A 22,025-nucleotide genomic window follows, 5' to 3' on the forward strand; every position below is an offset into this window, starting at 1 on the left:
TTATGAGCAGCATTGCGGGCCATGCGCCCCCCACCGCCTACAGCCCTAGCGTCGCCTCACCGGTCGCAGCCGCCAAGGCGCGCACGCGACTGATCGCCATCGACGCGCTGCGCGGCCTCGTCATGCTGTTCATGCTGGTCGATCATGTGCGCGAGACTTTTTTCCTGCATTTGCAGGTGACCGATCCGGTCGATGCGAACACGACCGATCCGGGGCTGTTTTTCACACGGCTGCTGTCGACCTTCTGCGCGCCGACCTTTGTGGCGCTGACCGGCCTGTCGGCCTGGCTCTATGGCCAGTCGCACAGCAAGGGTCAGGTGTCCGAATTTCTGCTCAAGCGCGGGCTGTTCCTGATCTTTCTGGAAATGACCGTGGTTGGCTATGCCTGGCCGACGCAGGCGCCTGCTTTTCCGCCGACGGCGATCTGGTTGCAGGTGATCTGGGCGATCGGCATTTCCATGGTGGCACTGGCGGCACTGCTGCATTTGCCGCGAGCCGCGCAATTTGGCGTTGGGCTGGCGATTGTCTGCCTGCACAATCTGCTCGATCCCATTCGGCTGACCGCAGACCAGCCCGGCTATGTTGCCTGGGCGATCCTGCATCAGCGGTCGCTGATTGAATTTGGCGGCGCGGCGATCAAGACCACCTATCCGGTGTTGCCGTGGATCGGCGTTATCCTGCTGGGCTATGCCTGCGGGCCATGGTTTGCCAAGGGCAGCGACCCGAAGCGGCGCATCCGCCGCCTCGTCGCGCTGGGGCTGGGGCTGATCCTGGGTTTCGTTGCGATCCGCTATCTCAATTTTTACGGCGACAAGCCGTGGTTCGTGGCGGAAACGCCGCTGCGCACGGTGATGAGCTTTCTCGCGCTGACCAAATATCCGCCATCCCTGCTGTTCCTGATGCCGACCGTGGGCACCGGCTGCCTGCTGCTTGCCTTGTTCGAGACATATGAGGACAGCGCGGTGATGCCGCATCTGGCGCTGCTAGGCGGGGCGCCGATGTTTTATTACATTCTGCATCTCTACGTCTTGAAGCTGATCTACAATGTCGCGCTCGTCCTCTACGGGCCGACCAAGGGCAAGGTGTTCGGGGTCGATAATCTGTCGACCGTGTGGATCTGGGTCGCGCTGCTGATCCTGCCGCTTTACTTTCCGACCCGCTGGTTCGCGCAGCTTAAACAGCGGCGCAAGGATATCTGGTGGCTGAAATATCTGTGACGGGGTCAAGTGGCCGCTTTCTTAAGGCAGGCGGCCATTTTTTGGCGGTTTTGCCATCTTTGCTGCGAAAATCTGGCGCAGCATTTTAATGCCGTAACGACCATCGATTCACAATTTTGCGCCGTCCTATGCGCCAAGTTTGACGGAATATGTCTGGAACTCATCCTAGCCTGAACAGCAAGAAGAGGTGGCACAAACACCCCGTGGCCCGGCACCCGATGACAGGACAAACAGTCCGCGTCGGATATAAAAGACCCGCCGGTCCCCGCTTCGCAGGACGTTCGGAACAGCGATTTTTTAAGGGGATTTCATCATGCGACCATCATCCACATTCCGTCTGGCGATGATTGCCAGCACCGCCGCCATCGCGTTGCCGACTTCCGCGATCGCGCAGGCACCCGCCGCCGAAACCAGCGACATCGTCGTTACGGGCCTCAAGCGCCAATATTTCGGCGACACGCCGGTTAAGGAAATCCCGCAGGCGGTCCAGTTCCTGGAAGGCAAGCTGCTTAACGATCTGAACATCACGCGGCTCGACACCGCGCTGGAGTTGGCGAGCGGCATTTCCAAGCAGAATAATTTTGGCGGGTTGTGGGACAGTTTCGCGATCCGCGGCTTTGCTGGCGACGAGAATTTTCCGAGCGGTTTCCTGGTCAACGGCTTTAACGGTGGCCGCGGCTATGGCGGCCCGCGCGATGCGTCGAATGTCGAGCGGATCGAAGTGCTAAAAGGCCCCAACTCCGCGCTCTTCGGGCGCGGCGAGCCAGGCGGCACAGTCAACATCGTCAGCAAGAAGCCGACCTTCAAGGAAGGCGGCAGCTTTTCGGTCGCGGGCGGCAAGTGGGACACGTATCGCGTCGAGGGCGACTATAATCTGCCCATCACCGATACCGTCGCCATCCGCCTGACGGGTGCGGTCGAAAATGCCGAAAGCTTCCGCGACACGGTGGAGACGCGCAAATATGTGCTGAACCCGTCCTTCCTGGCGAAACTGTCGGACAAGACGATTTTCACCTATGAACTGGAATATGTGAACCAGGAAGTGCCGTTCGATCGCGGCGTGGTGGCGATCCCGACCGTGGCGGCGGCTGGCACGACCTATACGCTGGGGGCCATCCCCAACACGCGGTTTCTTAGCAATCCCAATGACGGCCCGATCGCGATCGAAGTGCTGGGCCATCAGGCGCAGCTGCAGCATGACCTGAGCGACGATTGGGTTGTCATGCTGGGTGCTGGCTATAAGGACACCACGTTCGAGGGCTTTTCGAGCGATCCTGAACTGGCGCTGGGACGGCAGTTGATCGACAATGACGGTCGCACTCTGTCCCGCCAGCGCCGCTATCGCGATTACAGTACCAAGCACATGGTGTTCCGTGGCGAAATCAGCGGCAAGCTGGAAACCGGATCGATTGTCCACAATATCCGCGTCGGTGCGGACTGGGACAAGTTCGAGATCGAAACGTTCCAGAACCGCTATCGTCCAACCGCTGTTGACCAGTCCTATTCGATCGACATTTTCAACCCCAACTACACCATCGCAGTACCGACAGCAGACAAATATGCGGTGATCCAGAATTCAACCGAAGTGCAGAAGGCCTGGGGCGTCTATGCGCAAGACCAGATCGAGATCACCGAACAATTCAAGGTCCGGTTCGGGGGCCGTTATGATCATTTCAATCAGGATATCGTCAACCGGATCAACAACAGCAATCCGAACACCACCTATTCCAAGTTCAGCCCGATGGCGGGATTGGTGTTCGAGCCAACTAAAAGTCTGTCCTTCTATGCCAGCTATGGCAAAGGTTTCCGGCCGAACAGCGGCGTCGATGCGGCTAACAACCCCTTCGCGCCGGAAATCAGCAAAAGCTATGAGGTCGGTGCGAAATTCGTGACGCCGGACGGCCGGATCACCAGCACACTCTCACTCTACAAGATGAAGAAGAGCAACGTATTGACCGCCGATCTGCTGACTGGCCTGTCGGTGGCGGTCGGTGAAGCCAAGAGCCAGGGGGTGGAGTTCGACGTCAACGCCAAGCTGCCCGCCGGGTTCGAGCTGTTCATGACCTATGCCTATACCGATGCAGGATGGGCGGACACCTATCCGACCGCCGGGGTTCTCAAAAATGATCCACTGATCAACATTCCCAAGCATCAGGGCAATATCCTGTTGTTCAAGAATTTTGCGATCGGCGATCATGAAGCGATGCTGGGCGCGGGCGTGAACCATGTCGGTAAGCGCCTTGGCCAGACAGCGGCGAATTTCTATCTGCCCAGCTACACCATCGCCAAGCTATTGGCGTCGGTGACAATCAATGACCAGTTCAAGCTGTCGGCCAATGTCGATAATCTGTTCGACAAGAAATATTATGCCAGCTCCTATGCAGCCCTGTGGGTGCAGCCGGGCACGCCCCGTTCCTTCACGGTGCGTGGCACGTTCAACTTCTAAAACAGGTGTCGGGGAGGCGTTCGCGCCTCCTCTTTCAGGGCCGCTGGCGACATTTCTCCTCCTGTCGTCAGCGGCCCTTTTCGTTTCAGAGGGATGTCCCATGAACCGTGCGCTGATGTTGCGCCTGCACCGTATCATCGGCCTGGCCATGGCGGCGTTTCTGCTGGTGCAGGCGCTGAGCGGGGCGATGCTGGTCTATCGCGGGCCGCTGGCGCGGCTGATCGATCCGGTCGCGATGACAAGCGGCGGCGTGGGACCAGAGGTTTCAGTCGGCGAAGCGGTCGTGCAGGCAAACCGGGCGGCGGCGGGCTTTACGGTGACGCGGCTGTTTGCGCCCGATGCGGACGGGGCGACCTGGTTCGCGCAACTGGGCAATCGTGACGGCGCGCTACGCTATGCGTCGGTCGATCCCGCGGGCGGCGCAGTGACGCGGTCCGGCAGTGTGTTTGCCTTTCCGGTCGAGGCGGCGCTGCAGATCCATTATCGGTTGATGGCGGGCAAGGTGGGCATGGCGGTGGTCATGCTGAACGGCATCGCCTTGCTGGCGATGTTGGCGAGCGGGCTGGCCTATTGGTGGCCCAAGCGCGGCAAGATGGGCAAGGCGCTGGCGATACGCTGGACGCTGTCGCCCCGATTGGTGCTGCGCCAATGCCATCGTACCGCGGGCGTCGTGCTGAGTGCGATCCTGCTGTTCATGGCGACGACAGGCCTGTTACTGGCAGTGCCCGAATTATTGGGGAGCGGCGCGGCGAGTGCGCCGTCCGTCGCATCGGCCGCTGCGATCGACCGCAGCCTGACGCTGGCGCAGACCGCCTTCCCCGATGCCGCATTGCGCGACCTGCGGATCGAGGACGACCGGCTGATCGTCAATTTTCATGCGCCGGAGCGTAATGCGCGCGCGATCCATCGTGTCATCGTGACGCTGGCGCAGCCGCGCATCGTCAGCGCAATCCGTGCGGATAACAACAAGGCGCTATGGATAACCGTTCTGCCGCTTCATGCGGGCGATGCCTTTGGCGCGGTTGGCAAGGCGCTGCTGTTGGTCGTTGCGCTGGCATGGACCGCGCTGTGCATTTCCGGCCCTCTTATGTGGTGGCAGGTCCAACGCGCCCGCCGCCCCGCTCCCGCGCGAAAGTCTGTGTCATGACCCTGCTCTATACCTCCGACCCCGAACGTGGCCGCATCTGGCGCGGGATTTTCGCTGATGAAGCGTCGGACATTGGCTTTGCCGATCCGGCGGACGCACCTGACCCCGCCACGATCCGCTATCTGGCCGCATGGAACCCATCGGTGGAATTGATCGCGACATTGCCCGCACTCGAAGTGCTGTTTTCGATCGGTGCGGGGATCGACCAGTTCGATATGTCGCGCCTGCCGCCCCATGTCCGCGTTGTACGGATGATCGAGCCGGGGATTGCGCAGGGCATGGTCGAATATGTCACGATGGCGGTGCTGGCGCTGCATCGTAATCTGATCGAACATGGGATCGCGCAGCGCGAAGGGCGCTGGTCGCCGATCAAGCTGACGCCAGCCAGCCAGCGCCGCATCGGCGTGATGGGGCTGGGCAATCTGGGGCAGGCGGCGCTGGGGGCATTGCGGCCGTTCGGCTTTCCGCTGTCGGGGTGGAGCCGGTCGGCCCATGCGGTGGAGGGCGTGGATTGTTTTGCGGGCGAGGCGGCGTTGCCGACGTTCCTGTCAGGCTGCGATATCCTGATTTGCCTGCTGCCGCTGACGGACGAGACGCGCGGCATTTTGTGCCGGGAAACGCTGGCGCAGCTGCCATCCGGGGCCAGCCTGATCAATGTCGGGCGGGGCGGGCATCTGGTGGAGCAGGATCTGCTGTCTCTGCTGGACGATGGGCATCTGTCGGGCGCGGTGCTGGACGTGTTCGATCCCGAACCGCTGCCCCAAGGCCATGCTTTCTGGGCGCATCCGCGCATCATCATGACCCCTCATGTCGCCAGCATGACCCGCGCGGACGGCGCGGCACGCGCGCTGATCGCCAATATCCGCCGCCACCAATCCGGCGTGCCGATGGAGGGCGAAGTCGCGCGTGACCGTGGCTATTGAGAGCGCGGCAATCTATGCCGAAAGGGTAGCGATAAAAGCCCCATATATGCGCCCGCGCCCGCAGAAATGGGCTTCATGTTCCGGTGCGCCCATGTCGTAATATGGCAGTCACATGGCCAACAGGCCGACCGTTAAGAACCCGCAAAGGACGATCAGCCGATGCCCAATTTCCGGCCCAAATATATCAGCTTCGACTGTTATGGCACGCTCACCCGTTTCCGCATGACCGAGATGGCGACCGCCTTCATGGCCGATCGCATCGACGCGGAAAAACTGCCCGCCTTCTGCAAGGACTGGAGCGCTTACCGTTTCGACCAGGTGATGGGGCCATGGGAACCCTATCAGGAGATCATCCGCAACTCGCTGCGCCGGACGTGCGAGAAGTGGGGTGTGGCTTATGATGAGGCGGACGCGGACGCCGTTTACAACGCCGTGCCGACCTGGGGACCGCATGACGATGTTGCCGGTGGCCTGTCCAAGATTGGCGACAAGATTCCGCTCGTCATCCTGTCCAACGCGATGAACGACCAGATCCATCATAATGTCGGGATGCTGGGCGCGCCGTTCCACGCGGTCTATACCGCGCAGATGGCGCAGGCCTACAAACCGCGGATGCAGGCGTTCGAATATATGTTTGATCAGCTTGGCGCGAACCCGGAGGATATGATGCACGTCTCCTCCAGCTTCCGCTACGATCAGAATACGGCGACCGACCTGCATTTTGGCTGCCGCGTGTTTGTGGGCCGGGGGCATGAGCCGTCCAACCCCTTCTATCGCGACGTGGAAATCCCCCATATCGGTTGCCTGCCGGCGGTCGTGGGTCTCTGATCGTTCGATGAGCGCCTCCCCCCTCTCCTACTGGCTCGCCAGCGCGCCGCCCTTCATGGGCGGGGCGGAGGGCGGGGTCGACGGGTCGGCCGATGTCGCCATCATCGGCGGCGGCTTTACGGGCCTGTCGGCGGCACTGGCGCTGGCGAAACGCGGCGCGAGCGTCGTGCTGCTGGAGGCGGGGCAGGTCGTGGGCGAGGCGTCAGGGCGCAATGGCGGCCAGTGCAATAATGGCACCGCGCATGACTATGGTGCATTATCGGCGAAGTTCGGCAAGCCGGTCGCCAAAGCCTGGTATCGGGCGCATTGCGACGCGGTCGATACGGTCGAGCGGCTGGCGCGCGAGGAAGGCATTGACTGCAACTTCACCCGCTGCGGTCGGGTGAAGCTGGCGGCCAAGCCCGCCCATTATGACAAGCTGGCGCGCGCGCATGACCTGCTGGCTGCCGAGGTGGACGAGAATGTCCGACTGGTGCCGCCGGAGCGCATCCGTGAGGAAGTGGGTTCCGACGCTTTCCATGGCGCGCTGATCCAGACGACGAGCGCGCAGATCCATCCTGCCCGGTTCGGGGTGGGGCTGGCCGAGGCGGCGGCGCGGGCCGGGGCGCGGATTTACGAGGGTGCCGAGGTTACCGGGCTTGACCGGACGGCTGACGGATGGCGGGTGACGTCATCGCGCGGGATCGTCAGCGCGAAACAGGTGCTGGTCGCGACCGGCGGGGCGCCTGCGGCTGCACCGTTCGGTTTCTTTCGTCGCAGGATCGTGTCGGTCGGCAGTTTCGTGGTCGCCACGGAGCCGCTGGACGACGGGCTGATCGATCGGTTGCTGCCGGGGCGGCGCAATTATGTGACCAGCAAGAATATCGGCAATTATTTCCGCCTGGCCCCCGACAATCGCCTGATCTTCGGCGGGCGGGCGCGCTTTGCGATCAGCGATCCCCGATCCGACATGAAGAGCGGGCGCATCCTTGAAGACACGCTGGGCGCAATTTTCCCGGCGCTGAAGGGCGTGGGCATCGACCATGTATGGGGCGGGATGGTGGACCTGACCGCCGACCGCCTGCCGCGTGCAGGCGAGACGGACGGGCTGTATTATTCCATGGGCTATAGCGGCCATGGCGTGCAGATGGCGACCCATATGGGGCAACAGATGGCCCGCGTGATGAGCGGCGAGCCGGACGCCAATCCTTGGGGACATCTCGACTGGCCGAGCGTGCCGGGGCATTTCGGCAAGCCATGGTTCCTGCCGCTGGTGGGGCTATGGTATAAATGGCAGGATGTGATCCATTGATGGACGGTCAGCCGCCTTTTTCGCGCCGCGAGATGATCGGTGCCGGGCTAGGGCTGGGCGCGGGGCTGTTATTGCCCGATGGCGCGCTGGCGGCGAGCAAGCCCCGCGTCGGTGGGCGCATCCGCGTGGCGAGCCTGTCCAGCTCGACCGCCGATACGCTCGATCCGGCCAAGGGTGCGCTGTCGACCGACTATGTGCGCCATTATATGTTTTACAGCGGGCTGACCCAGCTCGACCGCAATCTCGTCCCCCGTCCTGCGCTGGCGGAGCGGATGGAGAGCGCGGACCAGATCAACTGGCATATACGGTTGCGCAGGGGCGTAACCTTCCATAACGGCGCGGAGCTGACCGCCGCCGATGTGGTCTGGTCGCTGCTGCGGCACAAGGATGCGGCCACCGGGTCCAAGATGGCGCAGATTGCCGAGCAATTTGCGCAGGTGAAGGCAAAGGGGCGGCATGATCTGACCATCCGCCTGACCGGACCCAATGCCGATCTGCCGACCATATTGGCGCAATCCCATTTCCTGATCCTGCGTGCGGGAACGCGCGATTTTCGAACGGCCAACGGCACCGGTCCCTATCTGTGCGCGCAGTTCCGGCCCGGCGTGCGGACGCTGGCGCGGCGCAACCCCAATTTCTGGAAGCCGGGCAAACCCTATCTGGATGAGATCGAGCTGATCGGCATTCCCGACGAGGTCAGCCGGGTCAATGCGCTGCTGTCGGGCGACGTGCATCTGGTGATTGCGGTCAATCCGCGATCGACCAAGCGGATCATGGCGTCGCGTGGCCATGGCCTGCTGGAAACCCAATCGGGCCTCTACACCAACCTCATCATGCGGCAGGACCAGCTGCCGACAGGCAACCCGCATTTTGTCGCGGCGATGAAATATCTGCTCGACCGACCACTGATCAAGCGGGCGCTCTATCGCGGCTATGCGACGATCGGCAATGATCATCCGATCCCGCCATTCCACCCCTATTATCGCGCCGACTTACCCCAGACGAGCCTGGATCTGGACAAGGCGAAATGGCATTTGCAGCGGGCGGGCCTGACCGGCGTGCGGCTGCCGGTCTATGCGTCGCCCGCCGCTGACGGATCGGTCGACATGGCGTCGATCTTGCAGGAATATGGGTCGCGCGTCGGCTTGAAGCTGGCGGTCAATCGGGTGCCGGGCGATGGATATTGGTCGACCCACTGGATGAAACATCCGCTGGGCTTCGGCAACACCAACCCGCGCCCGACCGCCGACCTGCTGTTCAGCCTGTTCTACAAGTCCGACGCCGCCTGGAACGAGAGCGGGTGGAAAAATCCGCGCTTCGACCGGCTGTTGCTGGAGGCGCGGGGCGAGGCGGATCAGGCGAGGCGCAAGCAGCTTTATGGCGAAATGCAGGGGCTGGTGCGCAGCCATTGCGGCGTCGGCATCCCAGTATTCATCAGCCTGATCGACGGCTATGACCGGCGGTTGAAGGGGCTATATCCTGTGTCGCTGGGTGGGTTGATGGGCTATCAATTTGCCGAACATGTGTGGTGGGAAGGCTGATGGCGGGCGCATCCACCCGAAGCGGTATGAGCGCCGCGCTGACATTGATCGGCAAGCGCTTTGCATCGTCGCTGCTGACGCTGCTGCTGGTGTCGATGACGATCTTCGTAATCGCGCAACTGCTGCCCGGCGACGCGGCGCAGGAAGCACTGGGGCAGAGCGCCACGCCCGAACAGGTCGCGGCATTGCGCCATGAAATGGGCCTCGATCGCCCGGCCCATGTCCGTTATGTCAGCTGGCTGGCGGGCATGGTCAGCGGCGATCCGGGCCAGTCTCTGGTCGCCAATATGCCGGTGTCCGAGGTGATTGCCGAGCGGCTGCCCAACAGCCTGTTGCTGGCCGCACTGAGCGCACTGGTCGCGTTGCCGGTCGCGCTTGCGATCGGCATTGGCTCTGCGATGAACCGGGGCGGGCGGATCGACCGGGCGCTCAATATCGTCACGCTGTCGATGGTGGCGGTGCCGGAATTTCTGGTGGCGACGATCGCGGTGTTGATCTTTTCGGTGAAGCTGCGCTGGTTGCCCTCCATCGCAATGGCATCGAGCGATATGGGATGGGGTGATTATCTGCGCGGGGTCGCCATGCCGATCCTGACGCTGAGCGTCATCGTCATCGCGCAAATGGCGCGAATGACGCGGGCGGCGGTGATCGACCAGATGGACCGGCCCTATGTCGAAATGGCAGTGCTGAAAGGCGTTGCGCCGGTCAGGATCGTGCTGCGGCACATCATGCCCAATGCGATTGCGCCGATCGTCAATGCGATGGCGCTCAGCCTATCCTACCTGCTGGGCGGGGCGGTGATCGTGGAAACCATCTTCAACTATCCGGGGCTTGCCAGCCTGATGGTCAATGCCGTGACCAGCCGCGACATGCCGCTGTTGCAGGCGTGCGCGATGATTTTCTGCGCCGCCTATCTCATCCTGATGCTGATCGCCGATGTCACCGCGATCCTGGCCAACCCCAGGCTGCGGGCGCAATGATGGGTAATGCTTTTCAACGGGCTAAAGCCCTGCCGCTGTCGGGCAAGGTGGGACTGGCGCTGGTCATCTTCTGGCTGGCTGTCGCTCTGTTCGGGCCGATGCTGGCCCCCTATCCGGTCGGCGCTTTCGTCGCCTATGACGTGTTCGACGCCCAGTCGGCCAAGCACTGGCTGGGCAGCGACTATCTGGGCCGCGATGTGCTGAGCCGGTTGCTGTCAGGCGCGCGCTATACGGTGGGGCTGGCGGCAGCGGCGGCGTTGCTGGCCAGCACGACCGGCACGGCGCTGGCGCTGACGGCGGCGGTGGGTGGCTCCAAAGTCGATGAACCACTGTCGCGCTTCATGGACATGCTGATTTCGATCCCGTCCAAGATATTCTCGCTGGTGCTGGTCGCGGCGTTCGGATCGTCGCTGGGGTTGCTGCTGCTGATCGCGGCCTTCACCTATGTGCCGGGCAATTACCGGATCGCGCGGGCATTGGCGGTCAATCTGGCGCAGATGGATTATGTGCAGGTGGCGCGGGCGCGCGGCGAGGGGCGCTTCCATATCGCCATCGCCGAAATTTTGCCCAATATGATCCACCCGCTGCTGGCCGATTTTGGCTTGCGTTTCGTGTTCATCGTGCTGCTGCTGTCGGGGCTGTCGTTCCTCGGCCTTGGCGTACAACCGCCGGACGCCGATCTGGGGTCGCTGGTGCGCGAGAATATTTCGGGGCTGGGCGAAGGCGCGCTGGCGATTTTGGCACCCGCCGTGGCGATTGCGACGCTGACCGTCGGAGTGAACCTGTTGATCGACGCAATCGGCTTTTCGGGCAAGGGGAAAGGCCGATGAGTGAGGCTCCTCACGTCGAGGTAAAAGGCCTGACCGTCACCGCGCGCAATGCGGCGGGGGAGATATTCCCGATCGTCAGCGGCATTGATTTTGCGTTGCAACGCGGCGAAGTGCTGGCGCTGATCGGCGAGAGCGGATCGGGCAAGACGACGATCGCGCTCACCCTGCTGGGCCATGCGCGGCCCGGCGCGACGATTGCAGGCGGATCGATCCGCGTGGGCGAGCGTGACCTGACCAAGCTGGATCGCAGCGCGCTGGCGCAACTGCGCGGCAATCGCATCGCCTATATCGCGCAGAGCGCGGCGTCCGCCTTCAACCCGTCGCGCACTATCATGGATCAGGTGATCGAACCCGCGCTGATCCATGACCTGATGCCGCGTGCGCAGGCGGAGACCAAGGCGGTCGAGCTGTTCCGCGCGCTCGCTTTGCCCTTTCCCGACACGATCGGCGCGCGCTATCCGCATCAATTGTCCGGCGGGCAGTTGCAGCGGCTGATGGCGGCGATGGCGCTGATCACTGACCCCGAACTGGTGATATTGGATGAGCCGACCACGGCGCTGGACGTAACCACGCAGATCGAGGTGCTGCGCGCATTCAAGGCGGTGGTGCTGGAACGCGGCGCGACGGCCATCTATGTGTCGCATGATCTGGCGGTCGTCGCCCAGATGGCGGACCAGATTGTGGTGCTGAGCCAGGGACGCATCCGCGAGGCCGGGGCGGCAGCGCAGATCCTCCACGCGCCTGCCGACGACTATACCAAAACGCTGATGGCGGCGGCGCGGCCCGCGATCCGCCCAGCGCCCGAAAAAATCGCCCTGCCCGCTGCGCCGCTGCTGGAAATTCGTGGGCTGACGGCGGGTTATGGCAAGATCGGCAAGGACGGCCGACCGCGCATTCCGGTGTTGCGCGACATCAACCTGACGATCGAGCGCGGCGCGACCTTAGGCGTGATCGGCGAAAGCGGGTCGGGCAAATCGACCATCGCGCGGGTCATCGCCGGGTTGCTGCCGCCCGCCAGCGGGCAAGTGCTGCTGGATGGTGAGGCTCTGCCGCCGGGGTTGCAGGGGCGCAGCCGCGACCAGTTTCGCCGGGTGCAGCTGGTATTCCAGAATGCCGACACGGCGCTTAATCCCGCGCATAGCGTCGGGCGGATATTGGCGCGACCGCTGGCCTTTTACCATGGCCTGAAAGGCAATGCTGCGCGGATGCGGGTGCTGGAGTTGCTGGACCTTATTCGCCTGCCAGCGACGCTGATCGACCGACCGATCGGCGGCCTGTCGGGTGGACAGAAGCAGCGGATCAATCTGGCGCGCGCGCTCGCGGCCGATCCGCAGCTGATCCTGTGCGACGAGGTGACGTCGGCGCTCGATACGGTAGTCGGTGCGGCGATATTGGAGCTGATGGCGGAGTTGCGCCGGGAATTGGGTATCGCGACCATGTTCATCAGCCATGACATTTCGACGGTGCGGGCGATTTGCGACGACATCCTCGTCCTTTATTCCGGCACGATGGTGGAGACGGGACCGCGCGCCGCTTTCGGGGTTGCGCCCTTCCATCCTTACACCGACCTGCTGATCGGGTCCGTGCCGGAAATGCGCGCGGGCTGGCTGGAGGAAAGCCATGCCGGGGCCGCGCCACCGCCGATCGGGGAGACAGGCGATCATCCCGACCTGTGCCGTTTCCAGCCGCGTTGCGCCGCGCGGGTGGATGGGCTGTGCAACACCACCCCCCCGCCCCGCCGCCCGCTGGCTAAGGGCAGCCAGATATTGTGCCATCATGGAGATGAAAGCTTGTGTCCCTTATGAGCCGCTTCGTTCGTCTGGGCGAAACCGATCGCCCCGCCATCACCGTGCATGTCGATGGTGCGCCCGTCGAGGCGTTGGAGGGTGACACGTTGATGGTCGCGCTGCTGAGCCAGGGCGGCGTGCTGCGCCAGTCGGAGTTCGGACCGGAGAAGCGGGCGGGTTTCTGTCTGATGGGCGCGTGCCAGGATTGCTGGGTATGGACCGAAAGTGGCGACCGCCTGCGCGCCTGTTCGACACTGGCGGCATCGGGCCAGCGCATATTGACGAGCCAGCCGGGGGCATCATGGTCGAACCACGCATAATCCCCAGGGTAGTTATCGTCGGGGCCGGACCAGCGGGGACACGCGCGGCGGAGGCCTGTGTGCAGGCGGGGGTGCGCCCGATCGTGCTGGACGAGGGGCGGCGCGATGGGGGGCAGATTTATCGCCGCCAGCCCGACAATTTCACCCGGCCCTATGCCAAGCTTTACGGCAGCGAAGCCGGGCGGGCGCAGGCACTGCACGAGACGTTCGACGGGCTGAAGGGCGCGGTCGATTATCGGCCTGAAACATTGGTGTGGAACATCGCGGGCGGGCATATCTGGACAGCGAGCCAGACATATGCGGACACGCTGCCGTTCGATGCGCTGTTGCTCTGCACCGGGGCGACCGACCGGTTGATGCCGGTCAAGGGTTGGCAGTTCGCGGGCAGCTACAGCCTGGGCGGGGCGCAGGTGGCGCTCAAGAGCCAAGCGGTGTCGATCGGACACAAGGTCGTGTTCATGGGATCGGGACCGCTGCTGTATCTTGTCGCCAGCCAATATGTCGAGGCGGGGGCCAATGTCGTCGCAGTGCTGGATACCGCGCACTATAGCGCGCGGATCAAGGCGTTGCCCGATCTGCTGGCGGTGCCGTCCGTATTGTGGAACGGCGTGGCGCTGACGATGAAATTGAAGCGCGCGGGGGTGGCAGTGCATAATGGCATCAAGCCATTGGAAATAAAAGGTAATGCTGACAGCGGCGTGAGCGGCGTCCGCTTTCGCACGGGGGCGGGTGCCGAGCAGGAAATTATCTGCGACGCGGTGGCGATGGGGCATCATTTGCGGCCCGAAACCCAGCTGGCAGATCTGGCGCGCTGTGCTTTCGCCTTCGATCCCGGCACCCGGCAATGGCTGCCGAAGCGGGACGGCGATGGGCGGTCGAGCGTGGCGGGCGTCTATCTGGCGGGCGATGGCGCGAAGATATTGGGCGCGCGGTCCGCGGAAGCCAGCGGGCGGCTGGCGGCGCTGGCAGCACTGGGCGATCTGGGGCTGCCCGTCGACAAGGGCGAGATGGCGTCGCTGCGCGGCGATGTCGGCACCTATGCGAAATTTGCGCGGGGACTGGCGAAGGCTTTTCCGTGGCCTTCAGAACAAGCATCGCAATTGCCGGACGACGCCATATTGTGCCGGTGCGAGGGAGTGACGGCGGGCGACCTGCGCGGTGTGATGCGTGAGACGGGCGCGAAGGAAGCGAACCGGGCCAAGGCGTTCAGCCGGGTCGGCATGGGACGCTGCCAGGGGCGTTATTGCGGGCTGGCAGCGGCGGAGCTGATCGCGGCGGAAGCCGGCGTGCCGGTCGAGCAGGTCGGGCGGTTGCGCGGCCAGGCACCGGTCAAGCCGCTGACCATCGCTATCGGGGAAGAACAATGAGCGCTGCCAGCGACGTCATCATCGTGGGCGGCGGGCTGATGGGATCATCGGCGGCCCTGTTCCTGCGCGGCCATGGCCTGTCGGTCACCCTGCTGGAAACCGACCTGATCGGGCGGCAGGCGAGCGGCACCAATTTCGGCAATGTCCGGCGGCAAGGGCGACCCATCCACCAGTTGCCTTTGGCCAATCGCGCCATCGCCATCTGGCGTCAATCGCGCGAACTGCTGGGGGCGGATGTCGAATATCTCCAGTCCGGGCATATCCGGGTCTGTTACCGCGAGCGGCCCGAACTGGTGGGGTCGATGGAGGACTATGCCGCCAAGGCGCGCGAGGAAGGGTTGGAGCTGGAATTGCTGAGCGGCAATGCGCTGCGCGACAAATTCCCCTTTTTCGGGCCGGACGTGCTGGCCGGTTCCTATTCGGCGACAGACGGTCATGCCAATCCACGGCTGGCCGCGCCTGCCTTTGCGCGGGCAGCGGCGCGGCTGGGCGCGGTGATCCATGAAAATACGAAGATTGTGGACGCGCAGAAGGTCGGCGAAGATTTCATCGTTACTGCGGTCGATGGGCGGACATTCCGCGCACCCATCCTGCTGGTGACGGCAGGGGCGTGGGGCAATGCGCTGTCGTCGCAATTTGGCGAGCCGGTGCCGATCACGCCCAAAGGCCCGAATATGAGCGTGACCGAGCCGGTCCCCTACGGCATCCTGCCCGCCATAGGGGTGATGACCCCGATCGAGGAGGAGACGGTCTATTTCCGGCAGGTCGCGCGCGGCAATATCGTGCTGGGCGGCAGCACGCGGGGACCATCCTTCCCCGACCAGTATCGTGCCTATGTCGAACCGCAGAATACGCTGAGCCAGTTGAAGCATATAAGGCGGCTGGCCCCGTCGTTGGGGAAGCTCAACATCATCCGCGTCTGGTCCGGGATCGAAGGCTATATGCCCGACAGCCAGCCAGTGATGGGGCCGAGCGCGACGACCAGCGGGCTTTATTATGCGTTCGGCTTTTCCGGGTCGGGATTTCAGATCGGGCCGGGCGTGGGCGAAACGATGGCGGAGGTCATCGCCAAGGGCGCGACCGACATTCCGATCGCGCCCTATCGCATCGAACGCTTCGCCACGCCGACCTGACAACGATTGCCGATTGCGCGCCATCCTCTATAAGCGGGAGTCCAGACGGGCCGGAACCACGCCGCCCCGCCTGTGCCGGGGGGCAAGATGGAGCAACAAGGCAGCCGGGCTGCGGCCGGGGGTGACAGCACTCTACGCGGGGGACGTTTCGCGCCGCGCGCGGTGATGCTGAATGCCGGACTGGCGCTGGTCTATTGTGTGGTCGGATGGCTGGGCCTGAAAATGGCGATCCCGCCCGGCTATGCAACTTTGATCTGGCCAGCATCGGGCGTTGCGGTGTCCGCGATCCTGATTTTCGGGCGGGCGCTTTGGCCGGGCGTTGCGGTCGGTGCGTTCGTCGTCAATGCCGCGATCGGCATGATGAGACTGGAGACAGCGGGCCTGCCGCTGATCCTGTCCAACGCGCTGTGCATCGCAATCGGATCAACATTGCAGGCGCTGATCGCGGGCAGCATCGTGCGCGTCCGGTTCGGGACGCCCATCCGGCTGACATCGGCCTACGATATTGCGTTGCTGGCAGCGCTCATCTGTCCCCTCGCCTGTGTAGTCGCGCCAACCGTCGGCGTCGCCACGCTCTACCTGAACCACACCATCCCTGCCGCCGCCATCAGTGAAAGCTGGGCGACATGGTGGGCGGGCGACCTGCTGGGGGTGCTGATCGTCACCCCCGTCATCATGCTCAGCCCCTGGAAGGGATGGCGGATATTGTGGCGCGACGAGCCGATCGCCCATTACACCGCGACGATGAGCGCGGTCATGATGGTCATGATGGTCATGATCGGCGGCACGTTGACCGCGTGGAAGGTCACATCCGAATTTGTCCATGACCGTAACCAGGCCAGCTTCGCTGTGCTGGCGCGTGAGAATGAGCGGGCATTGCGATACCGGCTGGAAGCCTATGCTCGCAGTCTGGACGGCGCAGCTGCGCTGTTCGCTGCGTCGGACGACATTACCCCGGAGGATTGGCGTGCCTATGTCGCGGCGCTGGACATGGGCGCATTCCTGCCCGGCCTGAACGGCATTGGCTATATCCGCCCCGTGACGCCCGCGACGCTGCAAGCGTTTCAGCAGGGACAGGCGTGGCGCTTCCCCGGCTATCGCATCCATCCCGACAGCAGGGCTGTGCTGCGCGGCGTGATCGCCCAGATCGAACCGATCGCGGCCAACCGCGCAGCCATGGGGCTGGACATATTGGCCGAGGCCCGGCGGCGATCCGCCGCTCTGCATGCGCGGGACACCGGCAAGGCAACGATCACCCGGCGCATCATATTGGTCCAGGATGCGCAGCAGCGCCCCGGCTTCCTGCTGTTGCGACCGCTTTATCGGCCTGGTCTGCCCCATGCGACCGTTGACCAGCGGCGTAAGGGACTGATCGCATGGGTCTATGCGCCGTTCATCGCCAGCCGCCTGATGGAAGGGTTGACGCAAAGTCAGGGCCGGTCGCTCGACATCCATATTTTCGATGGTCCGGTGACGGACGATGACGACACTATCTATGCCAGCGCCGCCAAAGACGATCATGAGCCGCGATATAGCGTAACCCGCACGCTGTTGCTGATGGAACAAAGATGGACGGTGCGCTGGACCAGCACGCCCCAGTTTGAAGGGAGCGTATCGACCAGCGAAGGCTGGCTGGTGCTGGTCTGCGGACTGGCGATTAGCTGGATATTCGGCATATTGGCGCTGTCCTACATCCGGCGTGAGACATATGCGCTGCGGCAGGTGGCGATCAAGACCAGCGAGTTGATGGAACGCGAGGCGGGCCTCCAGCGCGCGGTCGGCGCGCTGGAGGAAAGCGAGCGGCATTTTTCCGCGCTCGCCAGCCTGTCGCCCGCCGGGATTTTCCGCACCGACGATCTGGGTTTCTGCAATTTCGCCAATGACGCCTGGCTGAAAACCACCGGCCTCTCGCGCAACGCAGTGATGGGCGTGGGGTGGATGGCGGCGATCCATCCCCATGACCGGGAGAAGATCCGCACGCAATGGCGGTCCGCTATGTCGCAGGGGCTGACATGGCGGGTGGAATTGCGCTTTTGCCACAGCGATGGCGGCATTTGCTGGGTTGACCTGATCTGCGGCCCGGAGGTCGATGCGCAGGGCCAGCTGATTGGCCTGATCGGGGTTGGCACCGACATCAGCCGGCGTAAGGAGTTGGAACAGGAAAATGAAACCGCGCTGGTGCGCGCCGAACAGGCCGCCAATGCCAAGGCCGTTTTCCTGGCGAATATGAGCCATGAAATCCGCACGCCGATGAACGGTGTGATCGGCTTTACCGAATTGCTGTTGCAGGACGAGCCGCGCCACGCACAGCGCGCCAAGCTGGAACTGATCCTGGAATCCAGCCAGTCGATGATGGAGTTGTTGAACGACATATTGGATTTTTCACGGATCGAAGCGGGCCAGATGGTGCTGGAACCCGAACCGGTAAACCTGCAGAAAAAATTGCAGGCGAGCGTTGCCGCGCTTCGTGCGCTGGCCGAGCGCAAGGGGCTGCCGGTATCCATCATAGTCGATCCAGCATTACCCCAGATGATATTGTGCGACCGGCTGCGGCTGCGCCAGATCATCGTCAACCTGCTGGCCAATGCGATCAAGTTCACCCATGATGGGCATATCACCATCCGGGCGATCAAGCTGCCCGGCGCTATGCTGCGCGTAGAGGTGGAGGATACCGGCATCGGCATTGCCCGTGACCGGCAGACCGCGATCTTTCAGGAGTTTGTGCAGGCGCATGGGGCGGCGGCGCAGCGCCATGGCGGATCGGGGCTTGGCCTGGCGATATGCGATCAGCTGGCGCGGCTCATGGGCGGGCACATATTGCTGCGCAGCGATCTGGGTGAAGGCACGATTGTCGCGCTTGAAATACCCTTGGTGCTAGCGCAGGGTGAAGCGGCAACACCGGTTCCCTCTGCCCTGCCCCCACCGGTCAGAGCCGCCATGGCGCGCCGCATCCTGCTGGTCGAGGATCATGACATCAACCAGTTGCTGGTGTCCGAGATGCTGGAGCGGCTGGGCCATGACGTCGCGATCGCAGCCAATGGTGTCGAGGCGATCGCCATGGTGAGCGATGCCCATGCGCGGGGATTGCCCTATGCGCTGGTACTGATGGACCTGCGTATGCCGCGCATGGACGGGCTGAGCGCAGCGCGCAAGTTGCGAAGGCGGGGCTACAGCGCCGATCAGCTGCCGATCATCGCGATCAGCGCGAACGCCTATGCAGACGACATCGCCGCCTGTCTGGATGCCGGGATGCAGGGCCATGTCGCCAAACCAGTCAGGATGGCGGATTTGCAGGCGGTGCTGGAGCCATGGTTGCGCGCAAATAACGACCATCGGGTGGTGGATGGACCGACACCATCACTAGCCCCGTCACCACGGCTGGCCCACATGTATCGCGAACGGCTAGACAATATCGCCAAGCAATTTGCCAGCGCCGCCGCGCCCGATGGCCTGACCAGCGAGGCCAAGGCGCAGCTGCGCACCGCGATGCACCAGCTGGCCGGGACCGCTGGCCTGTTCGAGAATGTGACGACCGCCAGCGCTATGCGAGAGCTTTACGAGGCACTGGATAGCTGGTCCGACGCGCAATGGCCGCAACAGATTCGCGAGGCCGCCGATCGATTCGCCACGATCACAGCGCAGGCGAACCGGGTGATGTAACGCTAACATAGGTTGTAGGCCAGATTTAGTCCCCGCCTGAAACAATGTTCTGCCGGATTTGCCCCTTAGAGCGCTTGATGGCGGGATGCGGTTGGGTTAGCGCACGTATATAACAAATGTTTAACAGGGCTGGGGTCGGCGTGATACATAAGGTTTATGTCGTCGATGACGACGAACTAACGTGCGTCGCATTGCGCGACATGCTCGAAATCGTGCCGGGGGTCGATGTCGAGATATTTGCATCAGGCAATGATTTCCTGGACGCCATGCCGGTCGCTGGCGGGCTGTTGCTGATGGATGTCTATATGCCCGGCCTTGACGGTTTTGAGACGATCGCAAAACTGGAAACGAAGCGCAGCCATTTTCCCACCATCATGATGTCGGGCCGGGGCGAAATCCGCCAGGCGGTGCAGGCGATGAAAATGGGCGCGATCGACTATCTGGAAAAGCCGTGCCAGCCCCACACCCTTTATGCGGCGGTCAAGGCCGGGCTGGACCAGCTGAAAACGGTGCTGGATGACCAGAGCGCCAGCGCCGACGCGCAGCAGCGCATCGCCAGCCTGACCGATCGGGAAAGCGAGCTGCTGCGGCTGCTGGTCAGCGGCATGACCAACAAGGACGCGGCCGAGCAGATGGCGATCAGCGTGCGGACCGCAGAAGCCCATCGCGCAAAGATGATGCTGAAGCTGGGCGCGGACAATTTTACCGACGTCATGCGGCTGGCCTATGCGTCTGGCTTTGCGACGCTGAACCCGGACAATGGCGCGTCACCGGCGCTGCAACAGGCTTAACGTTGCGGTAAGCATTTATGCTTACGTATTTATACCAATTCGCAGGCACAACGGCGATATGCGGGATGGCAGCATCATTTCATACCCCTTGATGCGGGTCACCCTGTTCGCCGGAGCCATGGCTTGTTCCAGCCTTGCCATGGGTCATACAGCGAATGCCGCCTCCGGCGGTGCGGCGGTGACGATCTTGCGATCGTTATCGGCGACCCAGGAAGAATCGCTCGATTTCGGGCGCATTCTTCCTGCGGCGCAGGACGGAATCGTGACGGTGCGGCCTGATGGCGGGACCGAATGTAGCGGCGCCATGCTGTGCCTGGGTGAGCGACAGCCTGCATTGTTCCGGCTGACCGGCGCGGACGTGCCACTGGCGGTGTCGATCGACCCGGTGGTCGCGATGACGGGGCCGGATGCAGCGCGCCTGATGGTGACATTGTTGCCGTCCGGGCCGGTGGCGATGGCGAGTCCGACCGGGTCCCCCTATGCCGTAGGCGGGCAGATGATCGTGACGGCAGGAACGCCGCCGGGCAGCTATGCCGGGCAATATAATATTAGCTTCGAATATCAGTAACTTATACTAAAATCCGCGACCCTTCATATGGTTAATGGCGGCTTTACCATGCCCATTAGCCTTAGATAGACGGACATTTCCTATCAATGCCCTTGTCGGAGCTGGAATGCCGACGCAACTCAAGGGGTATATGACATGACCAACAAATCCGTTCAGGCCCTTGGCCTGACTGCCATGCTGTTTGCAGGCGTTGCGCTCTCGATCGAACCGGCTCATGCCGCATCCGCCACAGGCGATGCGACGGTTAAGATCCTGCGCGCCATCACCGTCACGAAATCGTCGGACCTGGACTTTGGCAAGATCGTGCCGTCGGCCGCTGCTGCGACTGTCGCCATCGCCGAAGACAATAGCCGTGTCTGCGGCAGCGGCCTGTCCTGCTTCGGCACGACCACCGCGGGCGCCTTTGCCGTCGTCGGCACGGCGAATGAAACCGTGACCGTCGCGATCGACAATCCGTCGATCACCCTGACTGATGGCGGATCGAACAGCATGGCGGTAGCGCTGGCGACGACGACGTCGGCGATGACCCTGTCTGGCACGGGTGATGGCAGCTTCAAGGTGGCTGGCACGCTGAATGTCGGCGCCAATCAGGCGGCTGGCACCTATTCGGGCCAATATGCGGTCTCGGTTTCCTATCAGTAAGATCATGGTCGGCAGGGGCGGCACCCAGGTGCCGCACCCATGCCGTGCCGATGCCAGAGGGAGGACAGGGTGATGCGTGCAATGTCCGCTATGGCGGCGATTGCCCTGAGCCTGTCCCCCCTGCCCGGAAATTTTGCCCATGCCGACACGCGCAAATCTGCGCCGATTGTCGAGGCGGCCACCGACATCAGCTTCGGGATGGTGGCAGCCAGCACGACCGGCGGCACGATCGAACTGACGCCATCGGGCGTCGCGCGCTGCACCGCCGGGCTGCAATGCCTGGGCGGCGAGCGGGCCGGGCTATTCTATGTCACCGGGCCGAAAGACTATATGGTCGGCATAGTGCTGGCCCCTGCCCGCCTGACCAATGGACGCGGCAATAGCCTGTTGGCCCTTCCCAAAGCGTCGCAATCGACGATGGTTTTGGACCCTGGCAAGCGCAAGAATCAGTTTAGCGTCGGCGGCAAGCTGACCCTGTCAGCGGCACAGCCCGAAGGCGCATATACGGGCAGCTATGAGGTGATCGTCGAATATTTCTGACCCACACCCGGCAT

General features: G+C 63.1%; 18 protein-coding genes. All 18 read left to right on the top strand.

The genetic code is table 11. The annotated features are described in order from the left end of the window. Positions 1-2: 2 nt before the first annotated feature. The 18 genes from Q0D44_RS06270 (at position 3) to Q0D44_RS06355 (ending at position 22,011) form a co-directional block, all read left to right on the top strand. Positions 3-1,217 (top strand): heparan-alpha-glucosaminide N-acetyltransferase domain-containing protein, encoded by a 1,215-nt coding sequence (locus tag Q0D44_RS06270; RefSeq protein ID WP_294134124.1) that lies wholly within the window; start codon positions 3-5, stop codon positions 1,215-1,217. A gap of 313 nt (positions 1,218-1,530) precedes the next feature. Continuing rightward, entirely contained in the window at positions 1,531-3,663 is a 2,133-nt protein-coding gene (locus Q0D44_RS06275) for a TonB-dependent siderophore receptor (RefSeq protein WP_294134125.1), read from the top strand. A gap of 100 nt (positions 3,664-3,763) precedes the next feature. Further along, positions 3,764-4,810: a PepSY-associated TM helix domain-containing protein gene (locus Q0D44_RS06280; RefSeq protein ID WP_294134126.1), complete on the top strand. Its 1,047-nt coding sequence runs from the start codon at positions 3,764-3,766 to the stop codon at positions 4,808-4,810. Further along, a complete protein-coding gene (locus Q0D44_RS06285) occupies positions 4,807-5,733 on the top strand; it encodes a glyoxylate/hydroxypyruvate reductase A (RefSeq protein ID WP_294134127.1) in 927 nt (308 codons plus the stop codon). The genes Q0D44_RS06280 and Q0D44_RS06285 overlap by 4 nt, the downstream gene beginning before the upstream one ends. A 159-nt stretch (positions 5,734-5,892) precedes the next feature. Then, a complete protein-coding gene (locus tag Q0D44_RS06290; protein WP_294134130.1) occupies positions 5,893-6,561 on the top strand; it encodes a haloacid dehalogenase type II in 669 nt (222 codons plus the stop codon). Positions 6,562-6,568: 7 nt separating this feature from the next. After that, complete coding sequence (locus Q0D44_RS06295; protein WP_294134132.1) at positions 6,569-7,852, top strand: FAD-binding oxidoreductase; 1,284 nt, start codon at positions 6,569-6,571, stop codon at positions 7,850-7,852. Beyond that, on the top strand, positions 7,852-9,393 hold the full coding sequence (locus tag Q0D44_RS06300; RefSeq protein ID WP_294134135.1) for an ABC transporter substrate-binding protein: 1,542 nt from the start codon (positions 7,852-7,854) through the stop codon (positions 9,391-9,393). Before Q0D44_RS06295 ends, Q0D44_RS06300 begins: the two co-directional genes overlap by 1 nt. Next, positions 9,393-10,373, top strand: a complete 981-nt coding sequence (locus Q0D44_RS06305; protein ID WP_294134137.1) for an ABC transporter permease — start codon at positions 9,393-9,395, stop codon at positions 10,371-10,373. Before Q0D44_RS06300 ends, Q0D44_RS06305 begins: the two co-directional genes overlap by 1 nt. After that, entirely contained in the window at positions 10,370-11,203 is an 834-nt protein-coding gene (locus Q0D44_RS06310) for an ABC transporter permease (RefSeq protein ID WP_294134138.1), read from the top strand. Before Q0D44_RS06305 ends, Q0D44_RS06310 begins: the two co-directional genes overlap by 4 nt. Beyond that, positions 11,200-13,008, top strand: coding sequence for an ABC transporter ATP-binding protein (locus Q0D44_RS06315; protein ID WP_294134140.1), 1,809 nt, complete (start codon positions 11,200-11,202; stop codon positions 13,006-13,008). Before Q0D44_RS06310 ends, Q0D44_RS06315 begins: the two co-directional genes overlap by 4 nt. Further along, a complete protein-coding gene (locus Q0D44_RS06320; protein ID WP_294134141.1) occupies positions 13,005-13,310 on the top strand; it encodes a (2Fe-2S)-binding protein in 306 nt (101 codons plus the stop codon). The genes Q0D44_RS06315 and Q0D44_RS06320 overlap by 4 nt, the downstream gene beginning before the upstream one ends. After that, a complete protein-coding gene (locus Q0D44_RS06325; protein ID WP_294134142.1) occupies positions 13,292-14,677 on the top strand; it encodes an NAD(P)/FAD-dependent oxidoreductase in 1,386 nt (461 codons plus the stop codon). The genes Q0D44_RS06320 and Q0D44_RS06325 overlap by 19 nt, the downstream gene beginning before the upstream one ends. Further along, the gene (locus tag Q0D44_RS06330; RefSeq protein WP_294134145.1) at positions 14,674-15,810 is read left to right on the top strand and encodes an FAD-binding oxidoreductase; all 1,137 of its coding nucleotides are present in this window, start codon (positions 14,674-14,676) and stop codon (positions 15,808-15,810) included. The genes Q0D44_RS06325 and Q0D44_RS06330 overlap by 4 nt, the downstream gene beginning before the upstream one ends. Positions 15,811-15,897: 87 nt before the next feature. Further along, positions 15,898-19,470, top strand: coding sequence for a CHASE domain-containing protein (locus tag Q0D44_RS06335; RefSeq protein ID WP_294134148.1), 3,573 nt, complete (start codon positions 15,898-15,900; stop codon positions 19,468-19,470). Between the two features lie 140 nt (positions 19,471-19,610). Continuing rightward, positions 19,611-20,261, top strand: a complete 651-nt coding sequence (locus Q0D44_RS06340) for a response regulator (RefSeq protein WP_294134150.1) — start codon at positions 19,611-19,613, stop codon at positions 20,259-20,261. A 139-nt stretch (positions 20,262-20,400) separates the two neighbouring features. Continuing rightward, positions 20,401-20,829: a DUF4402 domain-containing protein gene (locus Q0D44_RS06345; protein ID WP_294134152.1), complete on the top strand. Its 429-nt coding sequence runs from the start codon at positions 20,401-20,403 to the stop codon at positions 20,827-20,829. 135 nt (positions 20,830-20,964) lie between these two features. Continuing rightward, positions 20,965-21,471, top strand: coding sequence for a DUF4402 domain-containing protein (locus Q0D44_RS06350; protein ID WP_119746594.1), 507 nt, complete (start codon positions 20,965-20,967; stop codon positions 21,469-21,471). Between the two features lie 72 nt (positions 21,472-21,543). Further along, on the top strand, positions 21,544-22,011 hold the full coding sequence (locus tag Q0D44_RS06355; protein WP_294134158.1) for a DUF4402 domain-containing protein: 468 nt from the start codon (positions 21,544-21,546) through the stop codon (positions 22,009-22,011). The last annotated feature ends 14 nt before the right edge of the window (positions 22,012-22,025 follow it).

The sequence above is a fragment of the Sphingobium sp. genome, assembly GCA_023266575.1.
Classification (GTDB): Bacteria; Pseudomonadota; Alphaproteobacteria; order Sphingomonadales; family Sphingomonadaceae; genus Sphingobium.

Coding starts and splice junctions, on each gene's coding strand:
- Q0D44_RS06270 (WP_294134124.1), top strand. CDS start 3: ATGAGCAGCATTGCGGGCCATGCGCCCCCCACCGCCTACAGCCCTAGC.
- Q0D44_RS06275 (WP_294134125.1), top strand. CDS start 1,531: ATGCGACCATCATCCACATTCCGTCTGGCGATGATTGCCAGCACCGCC.
- Q0D44_RS06280 (WP_294134126.1), top strand. CDS start 3,764: ATGAACCGTGCGCTGATGTTGCGCCTGCACCGTATCATCGGCCTGGCC.
- Q0D44_RS06285 (WP_294134127.1), top strand. CDS start 4,807: ATGACCCTGCTCTATACCTCCGACCCCGAACGTGGCCGCATCTGGCGC.
- Q0D44_RS06290 (WP_294134130.1), top strand. CDS start 5,893: ATGCCCAATTTCCGGCCCAAATATATCAGCTTCGACTGTTATGGCACG.
- Q0D44_RS06295 (WP_294134132.1), top strand. CDS start 6,569: ATGAGCGCCTCCCCCCTCTCCTACTGGCTCGCCAGCGCGCCGCCCTTC.
- Q0D44_RS06300 (WP_294134135.1), top strand. CDS start 7,852: ATGGACGGTCAGCCGCCTTTTTCGCGCCGCGAGATGATCGGTGCCGGG.
- Q0D44_RS06305 (WP_294134137.1), top strand. CDS start 9,393: ATGGCGGGCGCATCCACCCGAAGCGGTATGAGCGCCGCGCTGACATTG.
- Q0D44_RS06310 (WP_294134138.1), top strand. CDS start 10,370: ATGATGGGTAATGCTTTTCAACGGGCTAAAGCCCTGCCGCTGTCGGGC.
- Q0D44_RS06315 (WP_294134140.1), top strand. CDS start 11,200: ATGAGTGAGGCTCCTCACGTCGAGGTAAAAGGCCTGACCGTCACCGCG.
- Q0D44_RS06320 (WP_294134141.1), top strand. CDS start 13,005: ATGAGCCGCTTCGTTCGTCTGGGCGAAACCGATCGCCCCGCCATCACC.
- Q0D44_RS06325 (WP_294134142.1), top strand. CDS start 13,292: ATGGTCGAACCACGCATAATCCCCAGGGTAGTTATCGTCGGGGCCGGA.
- Q0D44_RS06330 (WP_294134145.1), top strand. CDS start 14,674: ATGAGCGCTGCCAGCGACGTCATCATCGTGGGCGGCGGGCTGATGGGA.
- Q0D44_RS06335 (WP_294134148.1), top strand. CDS start 15,898: ATGGAGCAACAAGGCAGCCGGGCTGCGGCCGGGGGTGACAGCACTCTA.
- Q0D44_RS06345 (WP_294134152.1), top strand. CDS start 20,401: ATGGGTCATACAGCGAATGCCGCCTCCGGCGGTGCGGCGGTGACGATC.
- Q0D44_RS06350 (WP_119746594.1), top strand. CDS start 20,965: ATGACCAACAAATCCGTTCAGGCCCTTGGCCTGACTGCCATGCTGTTT.
- Q0D44_RS06355 (WP_294134158.1), top strand. CDS start 21,544: ATGCGTGCAATGTCCGCTATGGCGGCGATTGCCCTGAGCCTGTCCCCC.